This window comes from Ensifer sp. 1H6 (assembly GCF_001976035.1).
GTDB classification, from domain to species: Bacteria; Pseudomonadota; Alphaproteobacteria; order Rhizobiales; family Rhizobiaceae; genus Ensifer; species Ensifer canadensis.
Map to the genome: position 1 here is coordinate 1 of NZ_MOAI01000040.1, position 24,618 is coordinate 24,618.

A 24,618-nucleotide genomic window follows, 5' to 3' on the forward strand; every position below is an offset into this window, starting at 1 on the left:
CGGGATAGAAAGTTACGTCGTCGATCCAGCCTCGATAGCAACCTCGCGCAGGCGCCGGCGAGCGAAGACGGACAAATTGGATGGTGAGGCGCTGGTCCGAGCGCTGTTGGCTTTCAAACGCGGAGAGTCGCGGCCCGACCGCGTATCGTATCCGGTGGCGGCATCCGTGCCGCCACCTTCCATCTGAAGACAGAAATGCCAATGCGGCCGGCCCACATGTCGCCCGCAAGAGGAATACCCATGCCCCAGCCATCCGTCGTCGCCGCTCTTGCAGATATAGTCGAAGAGTTGAAGCCTGAATTCGCAGCGATGAGCGACGCGATCTGGGACTATGCCGAACTGAGCTTTCGCGAGCACCAGTCGGCGGCGACGCAAATAGCGATGCTGGAAAAGCACGGGTTTCGCATCACGCGGGGAACGGCCGATATCGAAACCGCCTTTACCGGTGAAGCCGGCGCGGGTGGCCCGGTCATTGCCCTTCTCGGTGAATTCGACGCGCTTGCGGGCTTGAGCCAGATCGCCGGCGTCGTCGAGGCAAAGGCGCTTGAAGAGGGCGGCACCGGACACGGCTGCGGGCATAATCTGCTCGGCACCGGCTCGCTGCTGGCTGCAGTCGCCCTTGCCCGTTATCTCCGCGAGAACGATCTGCCAGGCACCGTTCGTTACTATGGTTGCCCCGGCGAAGAGGGCGGCTCGGGCAAGACTTTCATGGCGCGCGCCTGCGCCTTTGCCGATGTCGATACCGCACTCACCTGGCACCCAGCACCCTTCAATGGCGTGCGCTCGACCAACAATCTCGCCGTCCTCGAAATCTACTATCGTTTCAAGGGGGTCGCCGCCCATGCCTCGAACGGCGCCCATCTTGGACGGAGCGCCCTCGATGCGCTGGAGCTGATGAATATCGGTGTCAACTTCCTGCGCGAGCACATGCCGCAGGATTGCCGCGTGCACTATGCGATCACCGACGCCGGCGGCAAGGCGGCCAACGTCGTCCAGGCCCGCGCCGAAGCGCTCTACCTTGTGCGTGCACCGCAAATGCCTGAGGCGCTTGCGCTGGCTGCCCGCATCGACAAGGTCGCCAGGGGCGCTGCGATGATGACCGAGACGGAGGTCGAGATCGTCTTCGATCGCGCCGCCACCAATCTTTTGCCGAACATCACGCTCGAGACGGCGATCCACCAGAACATGGTCGCGCTCGGACCGGTTCCCTTCGACGAGGCAGACCTCGAATTTGCCCGTGAGATCCAGAAGACGATGACGCCGGAGGCGATCGCCAGCAGCATCCGGCTTTACCAGATCAAGGGCGACGTCTTCTCCAACAGCCGCATGGACGGATCGAGTGGTCTCCACCTCGGCCTTCGCGATTTCGAGGGCCAATCGCATTTCCGCGCCGGCTCGACCGATGTCGGCGATGTCAGCTGGGTGACGCCGACGGCGCAATGCTGGGCGCCCGCCTGGGCGATAGGCACCGCGCCGCACACCTGGCAGGTGGTAGCGCAAGGCAAGAGCCCCGCGGCACACAAGGCTTTCGCCCACGCGGCCAAGTCGTTGGCGACGACCGGTCTCGATCTCATCCTCGATCCGGAACTGCTGGCGCAGGCAAAGGCCGAGTGGCGGGAAAAGACCGAAGGCAAGCCCTACCAGTGCCCGATCCCCGATCATATCGGTCCCAAGCTCTGATCCTTCGACGGCAATCGCGTTCACGCGACGTCACGACGAGCCGCCGCCCTTGGGCCGGCGGCCTTTTTGTCTCTTCCGTCTCGCAAGCGTGCAGGATCTTGCCGGCCGGGATGTTCGAATTCGGCTCGATGCCTTGACGCGAATCATTGTCTGCGGCATCTCTGTTACGGAATTTTGTGAATATGTGCCGTTTAGGCGTATCTGAATTAAATCTCTGTTAGTGCATCCCGGTGTCAATGGTGCGGGAAAGCGCGCAAGGAGCATGGCGGGAATGGACATGACGGTAACACAGACGCGATCCGGGACGGACCCTTCCCACGCCCGCCAGCCAGCCGACGAAGCGATCGCGGCCGATGCGCGCGCCCTTTCCGAACAGCTGAAGGCGATGCGCGAGCGGCTGTTTCCGCCAACGGCGATGAAGACGCTTCGCAGCTTCACCTCAGGCGAGGCGGCCAAGCTGATCGGCGTTTCCGACGGTTACCTGCGCCAGCTGTCGCTTGCGGGCGAGGGGCCTCAACCCGATACCGGCACCGGCGGTCGCCGCTCCTATTCGCTGTCCGACATCAACGCGCTTCGCCGCCACCTTGCCGAGCAGGCACTTGCCAAAGGCAATGCCGCCAAGGCGCGCAGCTACCTGAAGTGGCGCGACCGCGAGCGCGGCGAGCACCTGCAGGTCATTTCCGTCACCAACTTCAAGGGCGGTTCCGGCAAGACCACATCGTCGGTCCATATCGCGCAATATCTCGCCATGACCGGCCACCGGGTTCTCGCCGTCGACCTTGACCCGCAGGCGTCGCTTTCGGCGCTCTTCGGCTACAGCCAGAGCTGGACCTCACCGGCAACGACACGCTCTACGGCGCCATCCGCTACGACGCCGAAGCGCGGCCGCTGAAAGACATCATCCGTCCGACATATTTTGACGGGCTCGACCTGGTGCCCGGCAATCTGGAACTGCAGGAATTCGAGCATACGACGCCGCAGGCACTCAGCGCCCGCCACAGCGGCTCCGATGCCGGCCCGCTGTTCTTCGCACGGGTGCAGTCGGCACTGGCAAGCGTTGCCGACGATTACGATGTCGTCGTCATCGACTGCCGCCGCAGCTCGGTTATCTCACGCTGTCGGCGCTTTGCGCCTCGACGTCGGTTCTCGTCACCGTGCATCCGCAGATGCTCGACGTCGCGTCGATGAACCAGTTTCTCTACATGACCTCGGACCTCCTGAGCGTCGTGCGCGAGGCGGGCGGCGAACTCAACTTCGACTTCCTGCGCTATCTCGTCACCCGCTTCGAGCCGAACGACGGGCCGCAGGCGCAGATCGTCGGTTTCATGCGCTCGCTGTTCGGAGACCGTGTCCTGACCTCTGCGATGGTCAAGTCGACCGCCGTTTCCGATGCCGGTCTGACGAAGCAGACGCTCTACGAAGTGGGTCGCGAGAATTTCACCCGCGCGACCTACGACCGCGCGATCGAATCCTTGAATTCCGTCAACGGCGAGATCGAAGCTCTCATTCATGCGGCCTGGGGGCGCTAAAATACATGGCTGGCAACCGCAAGAACGAACTGCGCGCACTCTTTTCCGGAAACGTAGCGCCTGCGCCTGGCGCCGAACCCAATGCGACGAGCTCCGCTGAGATAACGACGCTGACGCCTGCCGCACCTGCTGCCGATACGCCGCGTGCGGCCTCGGGCGCCATCAAGGCCATGGGCCTTTCGCTTGGCAGCATCACCCGCGAGGCAGAAGAGGCGCGATCGCTGCGCGAGGCGCTGCATCAGGGCGAGCGCGTTGTCGAACTTGATCCGGATCTGGTCGACGCCTCGTTCGTCGGCGACCGCCTGACCGATGGTGAGCTCGACGATCCGGACTTCCTGGCGCTTGGCGACAGCATCCGCGAAAACGGCCAGCAGTCGCCGATCCTCGTGCGCCCGCACCCGGAAAAGCAGGGCCGCTATCAAACTGCCTATGGCCACCGCCGGCTGAACGCCGTCCGCAGCCTCGGCATCAAGGTCAAGGCCATCGTCCGGTCCCTGACCGACGACGAACTTGTATTGGCGCAGGGCAAGGAAAACGCCGAACGCCGCAACCTGTCTTTTATCGAGCGGGCGCTGTTTGCCTCGGCCCTGGCCGAGCGCGGCTTTGATCGAAAGGTGATCGGCGATGCGCTCGCCGTCCAGAAGAGCGAGTTGTCGCGGCTGATCCAGGTCGCCGAAAGCGTTCCAATGGCAATCGCACGGGCAATCGGTCCGGCGCCCAAGGTCGGTCGCGAACGCTGGATGGCGATCGGCGGCCTGCTTGAGGGCGAGCAGGCGCTGCAGAAGGCGCAGGAAGAGATTGGTCTGAGGCGTTTCCTCGAGGCTGACAGCGACCAGCGCTTCCAGTTCGTCTTTGCGCGTCTGTCGCGTACCGAAAGGCAGGATCCGGCCAAACCCGAGGTTCTCACCGACGAGAACGGCCAGGCCTTTGCCAAGCTGAGACGAGACGGAAAGAGTGCACGGATCGAGTTTTCGGCCAATGTCAGCCCGGCGTTTGTCGATGAAGCGATCGAGCTTCTGGCCAGGCATCACGCGGCTTTCGTCGCTGCGCGCCGGAGCTGATCGCTCGGGAATTTGCCGAGCCTATGGCGGTCATTCTCGCGCGTGACAATGTCACGCCGGCCCGATTCGTTATGGTCCGTATCTCCGACCGAAGCGGTTGCCCCTGCTGCGCCGCGACGTGCCAAAATGACAATCCGGAAGAAATATTTTCGGCCAGGTTCTGCCAGCGACAGAATGGCGCGATGCCCTTGAGCGGGATGGGGATTGCGGCCGTTTCACCGACTGTTTTGCTGGATTGAACGGCGCGCCTGTTGTCTTTCAAGCGGCCTTTGGAAGGGACTTGTTAACCTTCATTTTCTATCGCTTAGCAGGCCCCTCGGCGATGTCTCTAGCTCTTCCAGGACCCATGCGTATTCCCAGGACAAACTTCTCTCAGGCAGCTTTGCATGATGCAAACCAGGCGGATTACTATGACGATCCGCAGGACGGTGCGTTGAGCGATATGCCCACCCATGACGTGGATCCAGTCGATCCCTACCAGTTGTACGAGGCGCCTGCCGCGCCTCGCAAACCAGCCAACCAGCAATCGGACGCGACGGCGCATGTCGGCCGCGCTGCCCGGCTCTATGGCCAGGGCACGGCCTATGCGCGGCCCAGGTGACGACGTCGACCGACGAGCCGCTGCCGACCCTGTCGGAGATCGCTGGCCACTACGGCGATTCAACGTGGGAGAGCCACTTCTTCCTGGCGCCGAACGTGCGGTTTACCCGCACGCCGGAACGGGAGTTTACCAAGCGCCGCGCGCCTTCGGACAGCGACAGCGATGTCGCATCTGAGGAACAGATTGCCTCAAGCGAAAATGTCGTCGCCGCGGCAGAGCCCGTGGAAGCAGCGTCTGCGGCCATCGAAGCCGTCGCCCCCGTCGAATCGCCGGACATGGTCGATGTCGTTCCCGTGCGTATGCCCGCACCCGTGCCTGAGCAGGCCCTGCCTTCCTACAGCCCCTCCGAGCTGCTGCGCGTTCTCACGAGCCAGCTGCCGCATTGGTCGTCGGCGCCAAAGGCAGGCGCGGCCAACCTGGCGCCCAACGCTACCGTTGCTGGCTCTGCAATCGGCCCGAGCCTGCCGGCACAGTCCGCGAACGAGGCGCCTGTGGCGATCGCAATGCTGGCTGCACCCGTTGAACCGACGCAGATAGTCGAGCCAGCGGCGGCAGTAGAAGCCCCGGCCGACACGCGTCTGTCGTTTCTGTCGGACTTCGCCTTCTTCGAGTTTGGCCCCTCCACCCTGGATGACGGCCCGGCAGAGGCAGCCATTGTGCAGCCGAAGCCATTCGTCGACACAGCGGTGCCCGCTTCCTTCACGCCCGCAGCTGTCGTGTCGATGCCGGCACCGGCCCCGGCCCCGGCCCCAATTCCCGTCAAGGCAGTCGAAATCAAGCGCATGCCGCCGACGGCGATCACGTCGCTGTTCCGCGTTGTCGAATGCCGCCCGGCAGCTGAGGTGCCATCGGTGCCTGCCGCCGTTGTGCCCGCACTAGCAGAACCCGTATCGATGGAACCCACGCGCGATGCGGCGGAGCCGATGATCGTGCCGTCCGAAATCGCGTCCGTGCCACCTGTTGCGGTCGAACCGGCCGAGATCACATCACTTATGGCCGAGGAAGAGCCTGTTCGCACCGTTGCGACAGTCTCAAAGGCGGCTATCACCATGCCCGCCCAGGTCTCGCGCGCACCTTCGCTTCTGCCGCCGATCGGCGCGACCGAGCGTTTCGCGCACGCCGACGGCTATGAATTTCCGGCCGAAGACCTGTTGCAGGAACCGCCGGAAGGCCGCGGCTTCTTCATGTCGCAGGAGCAGCTCGAACAGAATGCCGGGCTGCTCGAAAGCGTGCTCGAAGATTTCGGCGTGCGTGGCGAGATCATCCATGTCCGGCCAGGGCCGGTTGTTACGCTTTACGAATTTGAACCGGCGCCCGGCGTCAAATCCTCGCGGGTGATCAACCTGGCCGACGACATCGCCCGCTCGATGTCGGCACTATCAGCCCGTGTCGCTGTTGTGCCCGGCCGCAACGTCATCGGCATCGAACTGCCGAATGCGACGCGCGAGACGGTCTATTTCCGCGAGCTGATCGAATCCGTCGATTTCCGCAAGACGAACTGCAAGCTGGCGCTTTGCCTCGGCAAGACGATCGGTGGCGAGCCCGTCATTGCAGAACTCGCCAAGATGCCGCATCTGCTCGTTGCCGGCACCACCGGTTCGGGCAAGTCGGTGGCGATCAATACCATGATCCTGTCGCTGCTCTATCGGTTGAAGCCGGAAGAGTGCCGCCTGATCATGGTCGATCCGAAGATGCTCGAACTCTCCGTCTATGACGGCATCCCGCATCTGCTGACCCCCGTCGTCACCGATCCGAAGAAGGCCGTCATGGCGCTGAAATGGGCGGTGCGCGAGATGGAGGACCGCTATCGCAAGATGTCGCGCCTCGGCGTTCGCAATATCGACGGCTATAACCAGCGTGCTGCCGCTGCCCGCGAAAAGGGCGAGCCGGTGATGTGCACGGTCCAGGCCGGCTTCGAGAAGGGCACCGGCGAGGCGCTGTTCGAGCAGCAGGAAATGGATCTGGCGCCGATGCCCTATATCGTCGTCATCGTCGACGAGATGGCCGACCTGATGATGGTCGCCGGCAAGGAGATCGAAGGTGCTATCCAGCGGCTGGCGCAGATGGCGCGTGCTGCCGGTATCCACCTGATCATGGCGACGCAGCGCCCCTCGGTCGACGTCATCACCGGCACGATCAAGGCCAACTTCCCGACCCGTATCTCCTTCCAGGTGACGTCGAAGATCGACAGCCGCACCATCCTTGGCGAACAGGGGGCCGAACAGCTGCTCGGCCAGGGCGACATGCTGCACATGCAGGGCGGCGGGCGGATCGCCCGTGTCCACGGACCGTTCGTTTCGGACCAGGAAGTGGAGCACGTCGTCGCCCACCTGAAGACGCAAGGCAGGCCCGAATACCTCGAGACCGTTACCGCGGACGAAGAGGAAGAGGAGCCCGCGGAAGAGCAGGGCGCTGTCTTCGACAAGACGGCGATGGCCTCGGAGGACGGCAACGAACTCTACGACCAGGCCGTCAAGGTGGTGCTGCGCGACAAGAAGTGCTCGACCTCCTACATCCAGCGCCGGCTGGGTATCGGCTATAATCGTGCGGCTTCGCTCGTCGAGCGCATGGAGAAGGAGGGCCTTGTCGGCGCTGCCAACCATGTCGGCAAGCGTGAGATCATCCATGGCAATCGTGACCATGCGATTGCGCCTGATAACGACGACATGGATTGAGAAGGCGCCCGCACGGCGCAGTGTGATGTGCCGTGCGTCTCTACTCTGAATATCGATGAAGAAGGCCGCGAAGGGAATGCTTCGCGGCCATTTTTCATTCGTGGGATTTTACCTGGCTGCAAAGGTCTACTGCCGGTTCCCTTAAATCCTATTCGATTTAAGGACAAAACATGCAGCCATTCAAAGTGCTACAGCGACCTTTGCGCGTCCAATGAGACGCGCGGCGCTGTAGTCTTCGGCGGGTGTTGATCCGCAAGTCCTTTGGGTTCCGCTCCGGCGCAAAGCACACCTTCCTGGCCCATTAGGCAGTCTTGGTAGTAATTTCTTTGACGTCGAACTTCTCCCCATATGATAATAAAAACGTTTTTATTTTTCTTGAAAACGTTTTTATTGACTGTTACGCATATGTTCAGAGTGAGCCAACGGCCTGGGAGGGTGCATGGCGGCGCATATGCACAGAACCCGGCGTACACCGGTGCCGACGATCAAGACACTGGCCGAGATCACCGGCTATTCCATCGCGACGATCTCGAAAGCGCTCAGGGATTCGCCCGTCGTTGCGCCTGTTACCCGCGATCTCATCTTCAAGGCGGCGCGCGAAGTCGGCTATCAGGCCAATGCGCGCGGCATGGCGCTTCGCACCGGAAAGAGCTTTCAGGCGGCAGTGCTGATGCCGGTTACCGCGGCACGCGATTACGAGTGGGACGGCGTCGAATATACCCAGATTTTGAGCGGCGTCAGCCAGGCGCTGGATGGTACGGACTACCGCATGTCCGTGCATGTCATCCGCGATGCTGCCGACGGCGCGGAAACGGCGCGCCGCATCGTCGATCAGGGTCTGGCCGACGGCTTGATCTTTTCCGGCATTCTTGCCGACGACCCGCGCATCGATCTGCTGGTCGACCACCATTTCCCATTTGTCTCGATGGGGCGTTGCCGCAAGGATCTGGATTACGCCCATGTCGATATCGACAACGAGTGGGCAGCCCACGCTGCCACCGCCCGCTTGCTTGCCGGCGGCCATCGCCGCATCGCGCTCGTCAACCCGGAGCGTCTGCTCTCCTATGCGTTGGACAGGCTGGACGGGTTTGCCCGCGCCTTCCGCGAAGCCGGCGTTACCGCCTCTGCCGATCTCGTTGTCGAAGGCGATCTTTCGACCCATTTTGGCCGGCAGAGCGTGATCGACCTTTTGCAGGTGGCGGAGCCGCCGACTGCCTTCGTCTGCATCAACGAATCGACGACGCTCGGCGTCCTTTCCGGTCTCGGCAGTCTCGGGCGGCAGGTTGGCGTCGATGTCGACGTGATCGCCTATGACGACATCAACGTCAGCGCCTATTTCACGCCGCCGATCACCACCTTCTATCAACCGATCGAGGTCCTCGGACGGACGCTCGGGCAGTTCCTGCTGAAGCGCATGGAGGGTGAGGACCCGAAGGCGCTCCGGCAGGTCTTCAGGCCAACCCTGATCGAAAGGCAGCCGGACAATCTCGGCGGCAGGCTGGCATGAACATTCATCATCCAAGGAGGAGAACCATGAAAAAACTGATTATTGCCCTGACATTTGCGGCTCTTTCCGCAAGTGTGTCCCACGCTGCCGATCTCGGCGGAAAATTGCTCAAGGTTGGATCCGACACCACCTCGCCGCCGATGGAAAGCGTCGATCCGGCCAGCGGCCAGATCGTTGGCTTCGACGTCGATGTGGTCAATGCGGTCTGTGCCAAGATCAACTGCCAGGCCGAGTTCATCACCACCGGTTGGGACGGCATCTTTGCCGCACTCGATCAGGGCAATTTCGATCTCGTCGCCTCCGGCGTCTCGATCACCGATGAACGCAAGAAGGCGATGGACTTCTCCGACCCCTATATCGTCAACAGCCAGGCGGTGCTGATGCGCGTTGAAGACCAGGACATCACGCTCGATCGCTTCAAGGAGGCCGGCAGAAAGCTCTCCGCCCAGGCCAATACCACCGACGCTCAGGTTGCCGAAGGTGTGGTCGGTAAGGAGAACGTTGCCGCCTATGACACCTTCAGCGCCGCCATCATCGCGCTCAAGAACAAGGACGTCGACGGCGTCGTCATCAATGGCGCGAATGCGGCGGCTTACGAGCGCGAATTTGCCGGCGAACTGGTGGTGGCGATCAAGGATCTGGAATCCGATCCGCTCGGCCTCGTCTTCCGCAAGGGCGACGAGAATGTCGCGGCCTTCAACGAGGGCCTGAAGATGATCAAGGACGATGGCACGCTCGACCAGCTGGTCAACAAATACTGGGGCCTGAAATAAGCCTTCCGCAATTTCCCCGGAGCGCCGAGGCGGCCGCTCCGGGGGCTAGCCTTTTCAACAGCAATACCCCGGAGGAATGAATGTCGTTCCTGAGAAGCGTGCGTCCGAGCAATCTCATCATCCTGACCGCGCTGCCCTTCATCATCTATCTTTTCGTATCCTCCGGAGACTACCAGCGGTCGCTTCGCGCCATTCTCGGCGTCGAGAACGGCTCGTCTGCCTTCGTGCCCGGCTTTCTCGCGCTGGCGATCGCTTTTTCGGCGGGCCTTTGCGTGCTCCTGTTCTCGCGGGCCAAGGCGAGCCGTCCGAAGTGGGCGGTGGCCGCGGCCATACTGAACCTCGGCGCCGCCGTCGTCCTGCTGCTCGGGCATAACATTCACCCCTTCATCGCCTCGGTCGTGGCAAACGGCGTCGATGCGTTCAAATCGGACCTGATCGTCAAGGGCGTGACGCCGCGCCAATTGACAGAGGCCGCCGATCTCTGGCTTCGTGGTGTCGAGTCCTGGCTGTTCCCGGGATATCTGGTGTCGAGCACCCTCGGTCTCGGGCTGTTTTTTGCAGGCGCACGTGGCGGCGAGCCTCTGGACAGTCCGTTCAGACGTGTCGGGCGCTGGATCCTCGGCGTCGTCAACGGCGCCGGGCTGGTTTTCGTTCTCTTCTTCGCGCACATCGCCTTTGCGGCGGGGGTGGCGACCACCATTCGCGCCGCGATTGCCGCCTACATCCTGGCGGCAGTGCTTGGTCTCGTCTGGGTCGGCCTCCTGCAATTGCGCTCGACGGTGCGCACCAGCCTCTATTTTGCGGTCGCGACCCTGGTTCTGGCGCTCGTCGCCGCCTGGTTCCTGCTGCAGCCGCGTGACACCTACGTGCTTGCCGGTTCGCTCGAGGGCAAGGTCGGCATCGTCACCAACACGCCGGCGGGTCTGATCGGTGCGGTGCGGTTCGGCCAGTATGACGGCGCGCCGCAGACGGAAACGCCGGTTCGCACCTTTGTCGGCCCGACCGAAGCACTCGCTTCCATGGCCAAGAACGAAGGGGTCAGCGCCGCCCTGCTGCCGGCCGCCTCGGCGCCTGCCGATCTGCCGGTGCTCTGGAAGACCGAAGCGCTCAACGACCGCGATCGCGCAACCGGCATTACGGTTGCGGTGCTGGCGATTATCCTCGGGCTTCTGACCTTCGGCGGCTACCTGCACCAGCGCCACCCGCTGGCGGTCGGCTCCGAATTCATCGTCGATACCATTCGCGGCATTCCGATGCTGGTCATCGTGCTCTATGTCGGGTTGCCGCTCAGCGGCGCGTTGAAGGACGCGACGCAAGGCGTGCTCGACCCACCCAATCTGGTGCGCGGCATCGTCGCCATGGCGCTTGCCTATTCGGCCTACCTCGCGGAAATCTTCCGTTCCGGCATCAACGCCATACCGGTCGGCCAGGTCGAGGCGGCGCGCAGCATCGGCCTCAATCGCTGGCAGACAGCGCGCCTCGTCATCCTGCCGCAGGCCTTCAGGATCATCATTCCGCCGCTCGGCAACGAACTGATCGCGATCCTCAAAGACACCTCGCTGCTGTCGATCCTGTCGATCCGCGACATCACCCAGCGCATGCGCGAGTTCCAGTCGGCAAGCTTCCTGCCTTTCGCGCCCTATAACTCCGCCGCGATCTTCTACATCTTCCTGACGCTTGCTGCAGCCAGCCTCGTGAACATGGTCGAGAGAAAATATGACATCAAGCATCGATAAAACGGAGGTACGACGCACCGTGCTGATCACCGGTGCCTCGCGAGGTCTCGGGCGCGAGCTCGCGGCACTCTATGCGGCCGACGGCTGGCGGGTCATTGCCTGCGTCCGAGGGGAAGCGTCTTTCGAAGGTGCCATTGAAGCGCAATCGCTTGATGTCTCCGACCCCGCTTCGATCATGGCCCTTGGCAGAGCGCTCGAAGGTGTGGCCATCGACGTTCTGATCAACAATGCCGGCATCCGCGGCGACACGGGTGGGCTTGCGACGCTGGACAGCGATGATTTCCTCGAGGTGATGCGCGTCAACGCGCTCGCACCTTTGCTCCTGGCACGTGCGCTGCATGCGAACCTTCTGGCCGGTGAACGCTGTGTTATCGCCAACATCAGCAGTCGTGCCGGCTCGCTTGCCGAAGGCACGCTGGACGATGATGACGGCGACTATGCCTATCGCTGCTCGAAGGCGGCGTTGAACATGGCGACGGTGAAGCTGGCACAGGATTTTCGCAAGGACGGCATCACCGTCCTGTCGCTGCATCCCGGCTGGGTCAGGACCGACATGGGTGGCGGCGAGGCAAATGTTCCGGTGGCAACAAGTGCCGCTGGGCTGAAAGCGATTATCGACGAAGCGGACATGGCCGACAGCGGCAGCTTCTGCAGCTACGACGGACGACGGATTTCATGGTGACGGGACAAGCAGCAGGCATGGCACAGGAAGACTTGAAGGCTGAGCAGGAACTGGCGGCAATCCGGGCGCTGCTCATCGAGACCTATGGCATCGAAGGGGATATCTCGCCGCTGCCGGGCGAGCACGACCTCAACTATCGCGTTCGCGCGCAAGACGGCGAGCAATATCTCCTGAAGCTGCACGCGCCAGGCGATGCCGATGAACTTGACATGCAAGTCGCGGTGCTCGACCACCTCGCAAAAACGGCAGTCGATCTGCCGGTCTCGCGGCCAGTGCCCGGTCGCGCCGGCGCGTCAACCGTGAAAGCGATGGTGCGCGGCGAGCGCACCGCGCGGCTCCTGACCTGGCTACCCGGCGATATCTGGGTGAAATCCGCGTCCCGCGGTCTGACGAGCGCGGAAACGCTCGGGCACCTGCTCGGCCAGCTCGACCAAAGCCTCAAGGGCTTTGCCCATGCCGGCACGAAACGCGTCTATGCCTGGGATATCGGCCGTGCCGATATGCATCTGAACCACGTGGGTCTGATCGACGGCGACGACAAGCGGGAAGCGGTTCGCGCCATCCTCGAACGGTTCGCGTCGTCCGTCCGGCCAAGCCTCGAAAGCTGCCTGCGACAGGTCATCCATAACGACGCCAACGACTACAATGTGCTTTTGGACCACGAGGGACGCGTCAGCGGATTGCTGGATTTCGGCGATATGGTCGAAACGTGGCGCGTCGTCGAGATCGCTGTCGCTGCCGCCTATGCGCTGATCGGCACGGCGGATGCGGTCGGCACCATCGCAGCGCTCGCGGGCGCCTATCACCGAGCGAACCCGATCAGCGAGGCCGAGACGGCTTTGATCTTCGATCTCGTTCGCACCCGCTATGCCGTCAGCATGTGCATGGCGGCCAAGCAGATCCGCGACAACCCTGAAAACACCTACCTGCTTGTCAGCCAGGAAGACGTCTGGCGTGAGCTTCAACGGCTCGAACGCGAGAACCGCGCGATTGCGATCGCCCGCATCCGCGACGCCTGCGGCTTTGCGCCGATCGCGCATGCGGCGTCCGTCGTGCGCTGGCTGGAGCAGAACGCCCATGACTTTTCCGCCATCGTCAAGCCGTCCGTCGCCAAGCCCAAGGTCGCCGTCTTCGATTTCTCCGCCTCCAGTCCCGAAGCGGCACAGTGGGCGGCACTGGATGCCACGGCGGCAGAGGCGCTGATCGCCGCGCGTATTCGCGAGCAGAATGCCGACTATGGCATCGGCCTTTACGGCGAGGATCGCGCGATCTATCAGGGCGACGCCTACGAAACGGCAACCGCCGGTGAGCGCCGTTCAGTCCATCTTGGCGTCGATATCTTCGCGCCGGCATTGGAACCGGTGCATGCACCGTTCGCTGGCAAGGTCGCTTTCCTTCATGACGATGCCGTCGCCTTCGGCTTCGGCCCGACCGTCCTGCTGGAACATGTCACCGATGCCGGGGATATCTTCTGGACGCTTTACGGCCATCTGTCGCGCGAGACGATGGCGAAGTTGACGGTCGGCCAACCGATCGCCACGGGCGAAAGCTTTGCGAGCCTTGGTGCCACCCAAGAAAACGGCAACTGGGCGCCGCATCTGCATTTGCAGCTGGTGACCGACCATCTGGGGCTGGTGGGCCGCATGTTCGGCGTCGGCGTGCGTGATCAATGGCAGGTCTGGCGCGAGGTCAGCCCCGATCCGAGCGTTGTGCTTGGGCTGCCTGTGCCGGCTTCGGTGATCGTCGCCCGCGACAAGGATTTTCTGGTGCGTGAGCGTCACCGGCGCATCGGGCGTTCGCTCAGTATCGCCTATAGCACAGCGCCGCTGAAGATCGTCGGCGGCGAGGGCGCTCATCTGATCGACGAGGACGGCACGCGCTGGCTCGATATGGTAAACAATGTCTGCCACGTCGGCCATTGCCATCCGCGCGTCGTCAAGGCGGCGCAGATGCAGATGGAGAAGCTCAACACCAATTCGCGCTATCTGCACGATTCGCTGGTCGAATATTCGCGGCGGCTGGCCGCGCAGTTCCCCGACCCACTCAACGTCTGCTTCTTCGTCAATTCCGGCAGCGAGGCCAACGACCTGGCGCTCAGGCTGGCGCGTGCCTACACCGGAAACCGCGACGTCATCACCGTCGATCATGCCTATCACGGCCATCTGTCGAGCATGATCGACGTCAGCCCCTACAAGTTTGCCGGCAAGGGCGGAGAGGGCCGCCCCGCCCATGTCCAGGTCGCGGAAATGCCCGATCTCTATCGCGGCCGCTATCGCTATGGCGACGTCGATGCAGGCCGCAAATATGCCGAGGATGTGCGCAACCAGGTGCTGGCGCTTGCCGCAAACGGCCGCCGCCCGGCGCTGTTCTTCAGCGAGGGTATTCTCGGAACGGGCGGGCAGCTGACATTGCCGGAAGGCTATCTGCATGAGGCCTATGCCCATGTGCGTGCCGCCGGCGGCCTGTGCCTGGCCGACGAAGTGCAGGTCGGCTTCGGCCGCGTTGGCAGCCATATGTGGGCGCACCAGACGCAAGGTGTGACCCCGGATATCGCCACGATGGGCAAGCCGATCGGCAACGGACACCCGATGGCCGCCGTCGTCACCACCGAGGCGATCGCCGCCTCCTTTGCCAACGGCATGGAGTACTTCAACACCTTCGGCGGCAATCCGGTTTCGGCCGAGATCGGCCTTGCGGTGCTGGACGTCATTCGCGACGAACGGTTGATGCACCACTGCCGTGTTGTCGGCGACCGGTTGATGGACGGCGCCCGTGCGCTGGCCAAGCGCCATGCCATCATCGGTGACGTGCGCGGCTACGGTCTCTTCAACGGCATCGAATTGGTGCGCAGCCGCGAGACCCAGGAACCGGCCGCAAGCGAGCTCGACTTCGTCATCGCTGAAATGAAACGCAAGCATCGGATATTGCTCAGCAGCGAGGGGCCGCACCACAACGTGCTGAAGGTGAAGCCGCCGGCGCCGTTCAGCGCCGAGGATTGCGACCATTTCCTCAATGCGCTCGACGAGACGCTCGGACGCCTAAACCATTGATCAAGAAACGATACGGCCGGTCATGAACCGGCCGTATCGGTTTTGTGCCCTTTATCGCCCACAGCAATTTCTCAAGCACCGATTTTTTCGCTTTACAACAAAGTTAAACGTTTTTATCGTGCATATAAACGTTTAACACGAGCATGTGGTAAGGTAAGCGTTAAGCCGGCTGCCACAATGTTCGCCATCAGGGGAGGGCCCGTTGGCAGCTATCCGTATTGAAAATCTGCGCAAAGGCTTTGGTTCGCTCGAAGTCTTGAAGGGCATCAATCTCGATATCGCCGATGGCGAGTTCGTGTGCTTTCTCGGGCCGTCCGGTTGCGGTAAGAGCACGCTCCTGCGTTCGATCGCCGGTCTTGAGGAGCTCGATTCCGGTTCGATCCGCCTCGGCGATCGCGATATCACCGATCTGCGCTCGGCCAAGCGCGATATCGCCATGGTCTTCCAGAATTACGCGCTCTATCCACACATGAACGTGCGCAAGAACCTGTCCTTCGGCCTGGCGCTGAACGGCATGAAGCGCGACGAGATCGATCGCCGCGTCAACAACGCTGCCGACATCCTGCGCATCTCCGAACTGTTGCACCGCAAGCCCCGCCAACTCTCCGGCGGCCAGCGCCAGCGTGTTGCCATCGGCCGCGCGATTGTTCGCGAGCCGAAGCTGTTCCTGCTCGATGAGCCGCTGTCGAACCTTGATGCCGGCCTGCGTGTGACCATGCGCGTCGAGCTTGCAGCACTCCACGAGCGCCTTGGCGTCACGATGATCTATGTCACCCATGATCAGGTCGAGGCGATGACGCTTTCCGATCGCGTCGTCGTGCTCGACAAAGGCAAGGTCAGCCAGTTCGGCACGCCGCTCGAACTCTTCTATCAGCCGGCGAACCTCTTCGTTGCCGGCTTTATCGGCTCGCCGCGGATGAATTTCGTCACCGCGAACCTGGTCCGCCAGGACCGTTCCGAATTGACGCTTTCCGGCGGTGGTCTGGTTCGGGACCTGACGCTCGGAACGTTGTCATCCACCGTCGTCGCCAAGGACAAGCCGGTGACGATCGGCATCCGCCCGGACAAGCTTGAGCTGGTTTCGCCTGAGGAAGCGCACCTGATCGGCGACGTCCGCCTGGTCGAGCGGCTCGGCACCGAAAGCCATGTTCACATCGGCCTTGAGAATGGCTCCGACATGACCGCCGTCGTGCGCGGCACGCATCCGGTTGCCAACCGCGAGCGCATCCATCTGCGCATCCCCGCTGAGCATTGCCATCTGTTCGATGCCGACGGCAAGGCGATCGCGCGGGCGCTCGATCCCGAGACGCAGATGCTGATCAATCAGGAAAAAAGCAAAAGGGTCGCGTGACCCGAATGAGGAGGAGAAGCATGCAGAACAGGACGAAATCGCTCATCGGCTCGCTCATGGTCTTGGCCATGGCTGGAGTTGCCACGGCCCGCGCGGAAGAAACCTTGCGCTTTGCCACCTGGGACACGGATGAGAGCCTGGCGATCCAGCAGGCGATCGCCAAGAAGTTCGAGGAAAAGCACCCGGGCGTGAAGGTGCAAGTCGAGCCCTATGCCGATGGTTACGACCAGAAGCTGATCGCCGCCTTCGGCGCCGGCAGCCCACCCGACGTCATGTATATGTGGAATTTCCCGCAGTACTACACCTCGCTGATGCCGCTCGACGATCTGATCGCGCGCGACGCAGCCGAAGTGAAGCCGGACGATTTCCCTAAGGGCCTGATGAACACCACGCGCGTCGAAGGCAAGACCTACGGCATGCCGTCGGGCTTCACGACCCAGGTCGTCTTCTACAACAAGGACATGTTCGCCAAGGCCGGCGTCGAAGAGCCGAAGGATGGCTGGACCTGGGACGATCTGCGCGCCAAGGCCGCCAAGTTCCGTGACGAGAAGAACAAGGTCTACGGCTTTGCCGTCGACGCCAAGCCCGACCCTTACGACTTCGAGCAGTTCCTCTGGTCGAACGGCACCAAGTACATCTCCGACGATGGCAAGCAGATCGACGGCTACATGAACAGCGATGCGGCGGCCCAGGTGCTCGACATGTTCGGCGATATGGCCAAGACGCAGGAAGCGATCACGCTCAACCTCGGCGACGACACCTCGGGCAGCACGCTGTTCAAGGGCGGCAAGATCGCCATGTTCCAGAGCGCAATGTGGTCGAAGGCAGGCATCGACTCCTCGGGCATCAAGTATGGCGTGGCGCCGTTGCCGAAGTTCGGCGACAAGACCGCCCATTCGGCGCTCGGCGTCTCGGCGATCTCGATCGCCAAGGACGCAGCACACGCTGACCTCGCCTGGGAGTTCGTCAAGTTCTTCTCCTCGCCGGAAGCCGTTGCCATGCGGATCAACGACCTGCCGGTCCGCACCAGCGTTGCCGAAGAAAAGGGCATGACCACCGATCCGATCTACAAGCCGTTCTTCGACATTCTCGCGACCTCGAACACCGAAACCCACGCGTTCCTGAAGAACGCCAACTGGGGCAAGGTGCAGGACAATCTCGCGCGCGCCATCGAAGCAACCATGATCGACCAGGGCAACGCCAAGCAGCATCTGGACGATGCCGTCAGCCGTTCCAAGCGGTTGATCAAGTAAGCAAAGGGAGTACGGGGGATGGATATGACCTATGCCGGGGCAGAGCCCAAGGTGGCAAGGCGCAAGCGCTCAGCCATCGCGCGCTACGCAGCGCCCTATCTGTTCATCTCCCCGTGGATCCTCGGGTTCCTGTTCTTCACGCTCGGGCCGCTCGTCTTCTCCCTGACGATGAGCTTCTATGACTGGCCGGTGGTCGGTGAGCGGGCCTTTGTCGGTCTCGACAACTATAAATCGATGCTGTTCGACGATCCGCAGTTCTGGGAGAGCCTCTGGATCACGGTGAAGTTCGCGGCGATCTACGTGCCGTTCAACATCGTCATGTCGTTCCTCTTGGCGATGATGCTGCACAACATCACCTTTGCCAGCGGCTTCTTCCGCACCGCCTTCTATCTGCCGAGCGTCATTTCCGGCGTCGCGCTGGTGACGATCTGGAGCTGGATCTACAGCAAGGAATACGGCCTTTTGAACTTCATGCTGTCGCTCGTCGGCATCCACGGGCCGAACTGGCTCGGCGATCCGAATCTCGCGATCGTCGCGATTATCATCGCCAGCCTCTGGGGTCTCGGCGGCACCATGCTGATCCTTCTGACCGGCCTCAAAGCCATTCCGAAGGAGCTTTACGAGGCGGCCACCGTCTCGGGCGTTCCCGGCTGGGCACAGATGCTGTTCATCACCCTGCCGATGCTCGGGCCGATGCTGCTTTTTACCTTCATCACCTCGATCATCTCGGCCTTCCAACAGTTGACCATCGCGCTCCTCCTGACCAAGGGCGGCCCGCTCGGCTCCACCTATTTCTTTGCTATGTATATCTACGACAACGCCTTCAAATATTTCGACATGGGTTATGCCGCCGCCGGCTCCTGGGTGATGTTCATCATCGTTCTGGCGCTCAGCCTCGGCGTGATGCGCTGGTCGGCCGCCTGGGTCTACTACGAAGGCGAAGTCCGCCAGAACGATGGAGAAGGCCATGCGTAAGACGCTGCTCTATTCCGCGCTGATCCTGCTCTCGGCCCTGTTTATCGCGCCGTTCTACTGGACCTTCATGACGGCGATCAAAAGCACCGCCGATCTCTACCAGTTCCCGCCGGTCTTCTGGCCGTCGGAATGGCACTGGGAGAATTTTGCCGCCGCCTGGAACAAGCAGCCCTTCGGCACCTACCTGACCAACTCGGTCATCGTCGTCGTGTTTTCGACCATCGGGCAGCTGATCTCGAGCTCGCTGGTTGCCTATGGCTTTGCCCGCTTCCGCTTCCCTGGCCGCGACCCGCTGTTCATCGTGCTGCTCGCCACCATGATGATCCCGTGGGACGTGAAGATGATTCCGCTCTACATGGAATTCAACATGCTGGGCTGGATCAACACGCTGAAGCCGCTGATCGTGCCGGCCTATTTCGCCGACGCCTTCTTCGTCTTCCTGCTTCGCCAGTACATCATGACCGTGCCGATGGAGATCGACGAAGCGGCGCGCATGGATGGCGCCAACGCCTTCGACATCTATTGGCGCATCCATCTGCCGCTGATGATGCCAGCGCTGGTGCTGGTCGGTACCTTCCACTTCATGAACGCGTGGAACGACTATCTTGGTCCGCTGATTTTCTTGAACGACCAGTCGAAATACACGCTGACGCTCGGCCTTTCGATGTTCAAGGGCCTGCATGAAGTCGACGTGACCTCGATTGCCGCGATCACGGTGATCCTCTGCCTGCCGCCGCTGGCACTGTTCTTCGTCGCCCAGCGCTACATCATGGATGGTGCGGTCGGCTCGTCGGTGAAGGGGTAAACGATGCTGTTCGATATCGATCATATCCCCTTCAGCCGAAAAGGACGGTTTCTGACGCTGTCGATGATGAAGGTGCCGGGTGGCGACGGCGCGCGTGCTCTCTATCTGCGCTTTGTTGCCGGCGGTGACGAACGGCCCTCGCTCGGTCGCCTTTGCCGCGTCGAGTTCCTCGATGCAATGGGCAAGCCGGCGCAGGCAACCTTTGAGTTGACGCCGGAGCGGCTGGTTGCCCGCATCAATGCCGGATCGCTGACTTTTGTTATCGGCGAGGGCGAGCGGCTACATGTCCGCGGCGAGAATGCCGGCGTGCGCTTTCACCTGGAAGGATCGCGCTACGATTACGTCTATCGCACGCCCACCGGCGTCGATTGCCTCGTGGCAGCCGTCGAGAACGTGAAATTCATCCCGCGGGCTGTGTCTGGCACCCTTGACGTGTCGGGCGCCTGGCAGCGCGACCACTCGGCCGACGTTTCCTTCGCATTCACGGGCACAGGCATTTTCGAGGGCAATGTCGACTTCTTCCGCACCGTGCCGCCGACAGCGCCGCTTGAGAGCTTCGCGGACGCCCTTTCCGACGTCACTGTCGAGTTCGAAAAGTGGTACGGCAAGGTGCCGAGGGGCGCGCACGGTCAGGACGCGGCGCATCGGCTGGCAAGCTATCTGCTGTGGGCAAACGGCGTGCCGGTTGGCGGGCAGCTGACACGGCCGGCGATCTACATGTCCAAGAACCACATGATCAACATCTGGAGTTGGGACAACGCCTTTTCGGCACTGGGTGTGGCGGCCGTCGATGCGGACCTCGCCTTTGACCAGCTCGCAGCGATCTTCGACCATCAGGACGGCTCCGGTCTCCTGCCCGATTACATCAATGATCGTGACGTGCTCTTCGCCTTCACCAAGCCGCCGGTCCATGGCTGGGCGGTGTCGCTTATCGCGGCTAGGCACCCGGATTTCCTGACGGCGGAGCGCAAGAGCTATCTGCGCGACGCAATCGGCCGGCAGGTCGACTACTGGCTGACCTATGCGCGCACGGACGCAACGTCGCTGCCGAGCTATTTCCATGGCAACGATAGTGGCTGGGACAATGCGACCTTCTTTGCCGAAGGTGGCCCGGTCATCTCGCCTGATCTGCCGGTATTCCTCATTCTCGCTTGCGAGACGCTTGCGACTTTGCTCGAGAGCGATCCTGCGCGTGCTGCGGAATGGAACGCCAAGGCGGATGCCTTGCAGGCGTTGCTGTTCGCGCGCCTCTGGACCGGCGCAACGTTTGGCGCCCGGCTTGCGGGCGCACCGGACCGCATCTTGCCGGGCGAAAACCTGATCCAGTTCATGCCGCTGTTGCTCGGCACGCGTCTGCCCGCGGAAATGCGCGAAAAGCTTGTTGCCCGTCTCGTCGCTGGCGGCTTCATCACCGCCTGGGGGCCGGCAACCGAGAGCCCCAAAAGTTCGTTCTATGAGGATGACGGCTACTGGCGCGGCCCGATCTGGGCACCGACGACGTTGCTCCTCTGGGATGGCCTGCGCCGGCAAGGGGAGATTGAACTGGCGCGCGAAATCGCGGAAAAGTTCTGTTCACTTGCAAGCAAAAGCGGTATGGCCGAAAACTTCGATGCGCGGTCGGGGAGGGGCCTTCGCGATCGGGCATTCGCCTGGACATCCGCAGTCTATCTCCTGCTGGCGGCATCGCTCAGCGACGACAATCCATGACGAGCCGAGACGCCATGCAAAGACCAACGATCAAGACCATTGCGCAGGAAACGGGGCTGTCGATTGCCACCGTTTCGAAGGCCCTGAAGCATTCGCCTCAGGTTCGCCCGGAGACGCGCGCGATCGTGATCGAAGCGGCCGAGCGCGTCGGTTACGAACTGAACATGCACGGCGTGCAGTTGCGCACTGGCAAGACCTATCAGGTCGCGGCGATCATGACGGCGCCCGGCCCGAAGCAGAACGAGTGGGAAGGCGTGGAATACGCCCAGCTCTTGAGCGGCATTTCCTGGGCGCTGGAAGACAGCCCGTACCGGGTCTCGCTCTATGCGGTCAGGAATTTCGAGGAAAGCCAGGCCGTCATCCAGCAGATCGTGTCGCTGAAGAAGGCCGACGGCATCATCATCTCGGGCACGCGCGCCGACGATCCGCGCATCCGCACGATGCAGGCGGCCGACTTTGCCTTCGTCACCTATGGCACCAGCGTGCACAACGCGCCGCATGCCTATGTCGATGCCGACAACGAGCAGATGATCCGGGTTTCGATGGCGAGACTGGTCGACCGCGGCCATCGCCGCATCGCGCTGCTCAACCCACTGTCGGATCTGAGCTACGGCATAACCCGGTTTGAAAGCTACAGGCGCGCGCTCGAGGTTGCCGGCTTGCCGTTCGACCCGGCTCTGGTCGCACATGGGCGGTTGACGCCGGCCTTCGGGCGGGAAAACGTGCTGACGATGGCGGATCTCTCCAATCCGCCGACCGCCTATATCTGCGCCAACGAGGCCTCTGCCCTCGGCGCCTTCTCCGGTTTCCATGAGCGCGGCCTCGTGCATGGCCGCGACGCCGTCATCAATGCCACTGACGACCTGAACGTCAGTCAGTATTTCGCGCCACCGATCACCACCTATTACCTGCCGATCAGCGAGCCGAGCAGCCTGCTCGGCGCCTACATCCTTCGCCGGATGGAGGGCGAGCCGCCGGAGGCGCTGCAGACGCTTTTGATGCCGAAGCTGATCGAGCGCTGCGACGACCGTTTGACCCCGAACCGCTGAAGACAAACAACGACCCGACGACCACACGACTGCGCCTGATGATATAAACGTTTATATCCCTAAGAGCGCTCGCATCGAAGACGAAGTGCCGGGTGAAGCCGGCCGAGAGCATGACGAAGGACCCGATCTTGCATATGCCCCTGACGAGACCGAACCGTTTCAACGCCGACCAGCAGGAGACCGACATGCTCGAACTCGGCGTCTGCTACTATCCGGAGCAATGGCCGCGCGAGAAATGGGAAGAGGACGCTCGCCGCATGGTCGAGCTCGGGCTTGCCTGGGTGCGCATCGGCGAGTTCGCCTGGGCGAAGATCGAGCCGCGGTCGGGCGAGTTCCATTGGGAATGGCTTGATGACGCGATCGACGTGCTCGGCCGCGCCGGTCTCAAGGTCATCTTGGGCACGCCGACCGCCGCACCGCCGAAGTGGCTGATCGATCGTCACCCGGATATCCTGCCGGTCGACGTGAACGGCGTGGTGCGCAAGTTCGGTGCCCGGCGCCACTATTGCTTCTCCAGTCGCAGCTACCGCATCGAGGCCGCACGCATCTCGGAGGCCATGGCCGAACGTTACGGCAAGAACGCCTTCGTCCATGCCTGGCAGACGGACAACGAATATGGCGACCATGACACGATCTACAGCTATTCCGGCGAGGCCGAGCGGGCGTTTCGGCTTTGGCTCGCCGAGCGCTACGGCACGACCGACGAACTGAACCGCGCCTGGGGCACGGCGTTCTGGGCGATGAACTATAACAGCTTCGACGAAGTCGAACTGCCGAACAACCTCGTCGAAGAGCCGAGCCCGACCCATATCGTCGACTTCATCCGCTTCTCGTCCGACCAGGTGAAGAGCTTCAACAAGGCGCAAGTCGACATCATCCGCAAGCACTCGCCGGGTCGTCCGGTGACGCACAATTTCATGTCGCAGAACACCGACTTCGACCACTACAAGGTCGGCGAAGACATCGATATCGCGTCCTGGGACGTTTACCCGATGGGTGGGCTGTTGAACGGTCGTCTTTCACCGGAGGACAAGGGACGCTACCTGCGTGTCGGCGATCCGGACCAGCCTGCCTTCAACCACGATCTCTACCGGGCCGTCGGCCGTGGACGCGTCTGGGTGATGGAACAGCAGCCCGGTCCGGTCAATTGGGCGGCGCACAACCAGTCGCCGGCCGATGGCATGGTTCGGCTCTGGACCTGGCTTGCCTATGCGCATGGCGTCGACATGGTTTCCTATTTCCGCTGGCGGCAGGTGCCGTTTGCGCAGGAGCAGTTCCATGCCGGCCTCTTGCTTCCCAACAGCGAGCCCGACCAAGGCTATCTCGAGGTGGCTCAGGTCGCAGAAGAGATGAAGCGGCTGCCGAAAGGCGAGGCACGCGGCAAGGCCAAGGTCGCGATCCTGCTCGACTACAATTCGCGCTGGGCGACCCGCGCCCTGCCGCAGGGTCGGACCTATTCGGCCTCGGCGACGGCGCTCGACTGGTATTCGACCGTCTCTCGCCTTGGCGTCGACGTCGATTTCATCGGCCAGCATTCCGATCTCGACGGCTACCAGCTGGTGCTGGCGCCAGACCTTGTCATCGCCAACGAGGCCTTTGTCGAGAAGCTGGTCGCGTCGCAAGCCAGGGTCTTGTTCGGACCGCGCAGCGGCAGCAAGACTGAGGACATGCACATTCCCGAGGGATTGCCGCCGGGACCGCTCGCAGCACTTGTCGACGTCAGTGTCGCTCGCGTTGAATCCCTGCCGGAATTTCATAGCGAGACCGTGCTTTACGGCAATGAGACCTATCCGGCCGGCATCTGGCGCGAGACCGTGCGCACCAGCGAGGCGGTGCTGGCGACCTTCGAAGGGGAATACCGCAATGGCGCGCCGGCACTCGTCGGCAACGACAAGGCGCGTTACATGGCGGCGGCCGCCCGTGGCGACCTGCTGAAAAAGGTGATCAATGACGCCCTTGGCTGGGCTTCGGTCGAAGCGCTCGCTGATCTCGGCGATTTGCGCATCACCCGTCGCGGCAAGCTCAACTTCGCCTTCAACTACGGCAAGGAAGCGGCGGACGTGCCGGCTGGCGCTGGCGCTACCTTCCATGTCGGTGCCCGCAAGCTCGGTCCCGTCGACGTCGCCATCTGGACGGAATGAGAATTGGAACGTGGGCGGATCGCTCCGCCCACGGTCATTCCAT

Annotated in this window: 14 protein-coding genes and 3 pseudogenes; all 17 read left to right on the plus strand. The window is 62.4% G+C overall.

Features of this window, described 5'->3' with window-relative positions; genetic code table 11:
- Positions 1 to 133, plus strand: a pseudogene (locus BKP54_RS30690) (IS110 family transposase); the annotation flags it as partial.
- Between the two features lie 107 nt (positions 134 to 240).
- The gene (locus BKP54_RS30695) at positions 241 to 1,680 is read left to right on the plus strand and encodes a M20 family metallopeptidase (protein ID WP_057209771.1); all 1,440 of its coding nucleotides are present in this window, start codon (positions 241 to 243) and stop codon (positions 1,678 to 1,680) included.
- A gap of 277 nt (positions 1,681 to 1,957) precedes the next feature.
- A pseudogene (gene repA, locus BKP54_RS30700) lies at positions 1,958 to 3,209 on the plus strand (plasmid partitioning protein RepA).
- 5 nt (positions 3,210 to 3,214) lie between these two features.
- A complete protein-coding gene (gene repB / locus BKP54_RS30705) occupies positions 3,215 to 4,270 on the plus strand; it encodes a plasmid partitioning protein RepB (RefSeq protein WP_084815369.1) in 1,056 nt (351 codons plus the stop codon).
- 346 nt (positions 4,271 to 4,616) lie between these two features.
- Positions 4,617 to 7,546, plus strand: a pseudogene (locus tag BKP54_RS30710) (DNA translocase FtsK).
- Between the two features lie 439 nt (positions 7,547 to 7,985).
- On the plus strand, positions 7,986 to 9,053 hold the full coding sequence (locus BKP54_RS30715) for a LacI family transcriptional regulator (protein WP_245317939.1): 1,068 nt from the start codon (positions 7,986 to 7,988) through the stop codon (positions 9,051 to 9,053).
- Between the two features lie 26 nt (positions 9,054 to 9,079).
- The gene (locus BKP54_RS30720) at positions 9,080 to 9,826 is read left to right on the plus strand and encodes a transporter substrate-binding domain-containing protein (RefSeq protein ID WP_025429204.1); all 747 of its coding nucleotides are present in this window, start codon (positions 9,080 to 9,082) and stop codon (positions 9,824 to 9,826) included.
- 80 nt (positions 9,827 to 9,906) lie between these two features.
- The gene (locus BKP54_RS30725; protein WP_025429203.1) at positions 9,907 to 11,562 is read left to right on the plus strand and encodes an amino acid ABC transporter permease; all 1,656 of its coding nucleotides are present in this window, start codon (positions 9,907 to 9,909) and stop codon (positions 11,560 to 11,562) included.
- A gap of 19 nt (positions 11,563 to 11,581) precedes the next feature.
- Positions 11,582 to 12,244 (plus strand): SDR family oxidoreductase, encoded by a 663-nt coding sequence (locus BKP54_RS30730; RefSeq protein WP_025429202.1) that lies wholly within the window; start codon positions 11,582 to 11,584, stop codon positions 12,242 to 12,244.
- A 17-nt stretch (positions 12,245 to 12,261) separates the two neighbouring features.
- Positions 12,262 to 15,294: an aminotransferase class III-fold pyridoxal phosphate-dependent enzyme gene (locus tag BKP54_RS30735; RefSeq protein WP_084815370.1), complete on the plus strand. Its 3,033-nt coding sequence runs from the start codon at positions 12,262 to 12,264 to the stop codon at positions 15,292 to 15,294.
- Between the two features lie 202 nt (positions 15,295 to 15,496).
- Positions 15,497 to 16,645, plus strand: a complete 1,149-nt coding sequence (gene ugpC, locus BKP54_RS30740) for a sn-glycerol-3-phosphate ABC transporter ATP-binding protein UgpC (RefSeq protein WP_025429200.1) — start codon at positions 15,497 to 15,499, stop codon at positions 16,643 to 16,645.
- A 20-nt stretch (positions 16,646 to 16,665) separates the two neighbouring features.
- On the plus strand, positions 16,666 to 17,898 hold the full coding sequence (locus tag BKP54_RS30745) for a sugar ABC transporter substrate-binding protein (RefSeq protein WP_057209761.1): 1,233 nt from the start codon (positions 16,666 to 16,668) through the stop codon (positions 17,896 to 17,898).
- A gap of 18 nt (positions 17,899 to 17,916) precedes the next feature.
- Complete coding sequence (locus BKP54_RS30750; protein ID WP_057209759.1) at positions 17,917 to 18,873, plus strand: sugar ABC transporter permease; 957 nt, start codon at positions 17,917 to 17,919, stop codon at positions 18,871 to 18,873.
- The gene (locus BKP54_RS30755) at positions 18,866 to 19,678 is read left to right on the plus strand and encodes a carbohydrate ABC transporter permease (protein ID WP_025429197.1); all 813 of its coding nucleotides are present in this window, start codon (positions 18,866 to 18,868) and stop codon (positions 19,676 to 19,678) included. The genes BKP54_RS30750 and BKP54_RS30755 overlap by 8 nt, the downstream gene beginning before the upstream one ends.
- Positions 19,679 to 19,681: 3 nt before the next feature.
- Entirely contained in the window at positions 19,682 to 21,385 is a 1,704-nt protein-coding gene (locus BKP54_RS30760) for a trehalase family glycosidase (RefSeq protein ID WP_084815371.1), read from the plus strand.
- A 14-nt stretch (positions 21,386 to 21,399) separates the two neighbouring features.
- On the plus strand, positions 21,400 to 22,434 hold the full coding sequence (locus tag BKP54_RS30765; RefSeq protein WP_084815372.1) for a LacI family DNA-binding transcriptional regulator: 1,035 nt from the start codon (positions 21,400 to 21,402) through the stop codon (positions 22,432 to 22,434).
- Between the two features lie 128 nt (positions 22,435 to 22,562).
- Positions 22,563 to 24,575: a beta-galactosidase gene (locus BKP54_RS30770; RefSeq protein WP_198956893.1), complete on the plus strand. Its 2,013-nt coding sequence runs from the start codon at positions 22,563 to 22,565 to the stop codon at positions 24,573 to 24,575.
- Positions 24,576 to 24,618 lie beyond the last annotated feature (43 nt).

Coding starts and splice junctions, on each gene's coding strand:
- BKP54_RS30695 (WP_057209771.1), top strand. CDS start 241: ATGCCCCAGCCATCCGTCGTCGCCGCTCTTGCAGATATAGTCGAAGAG.
- repB (WP_084815369.1), top strand. CDS start 3,215: ATGGCTGGCAACCGCAAGAACGAACTGCGCGCACTCTTTTCCGGAAAC.
- BKP54_RS30715 (WP_245317939.1), top strand. CDS start 7,986: ATGGCGGCGCATATGCACAGAACCCGGCGTACACCGGTGCCGACGATC.
- BKP54_RS30720 (WP_025429204.1), top strand. CDS start 9,080: ATGAAAAAACTGATTATTGCCCTGACATTTGCGGCTCTTTCCGCAAGT.
- BKP54_RS30725 (WP_025429203.1), top strand. CDS start 9,907: ATGTCGTTCCTGAGAAGCGTGCGTCCGAGCAATCTCATCATCCTGACC.
- BKP54_RS30735 (WP_084815370.1), top strand. CDS start 12,262: ATGGCACAGGAAGACTTGAAGGCTGAGCAGGAACTGGCGGCAATCCGG.
- BKP54_RS30745 (WP_057209761.1), top strand. CDS start 16,666: ATGCAGAACAGGACGAAATCGCTCATCGGCTCGCTCATGGTCTTGGCC.
- BKP54_RS30750 (WP_057209759.1), top strand. CDS start 17,917: ATGGATATGACCTATGCCGGGGCAGAGCCCAAGGTGGCAAGGCGCAAG.
- BKP54_RS30755 (WP_025429197.1), top strand. CDS start 18,866: ATGCGTAAGACGCTGCTCTATTCCGCGCTGATCCTGCTCTCGGCCCTG.
- BKP54_RS30760 (WP_084815371.1), top strand. CDS start 19,682: ATGCTGTTCGATATCGATCATATCCCCTTCAGCCGAAAAGGACGGTTT.
- BKP54_RS30765 (WP_084815372.1), top strand. CDS start 21,400: ATGCAAAGACCAACGATCAAGACCATTGCGCAGGAAACGGGGCTGTCG.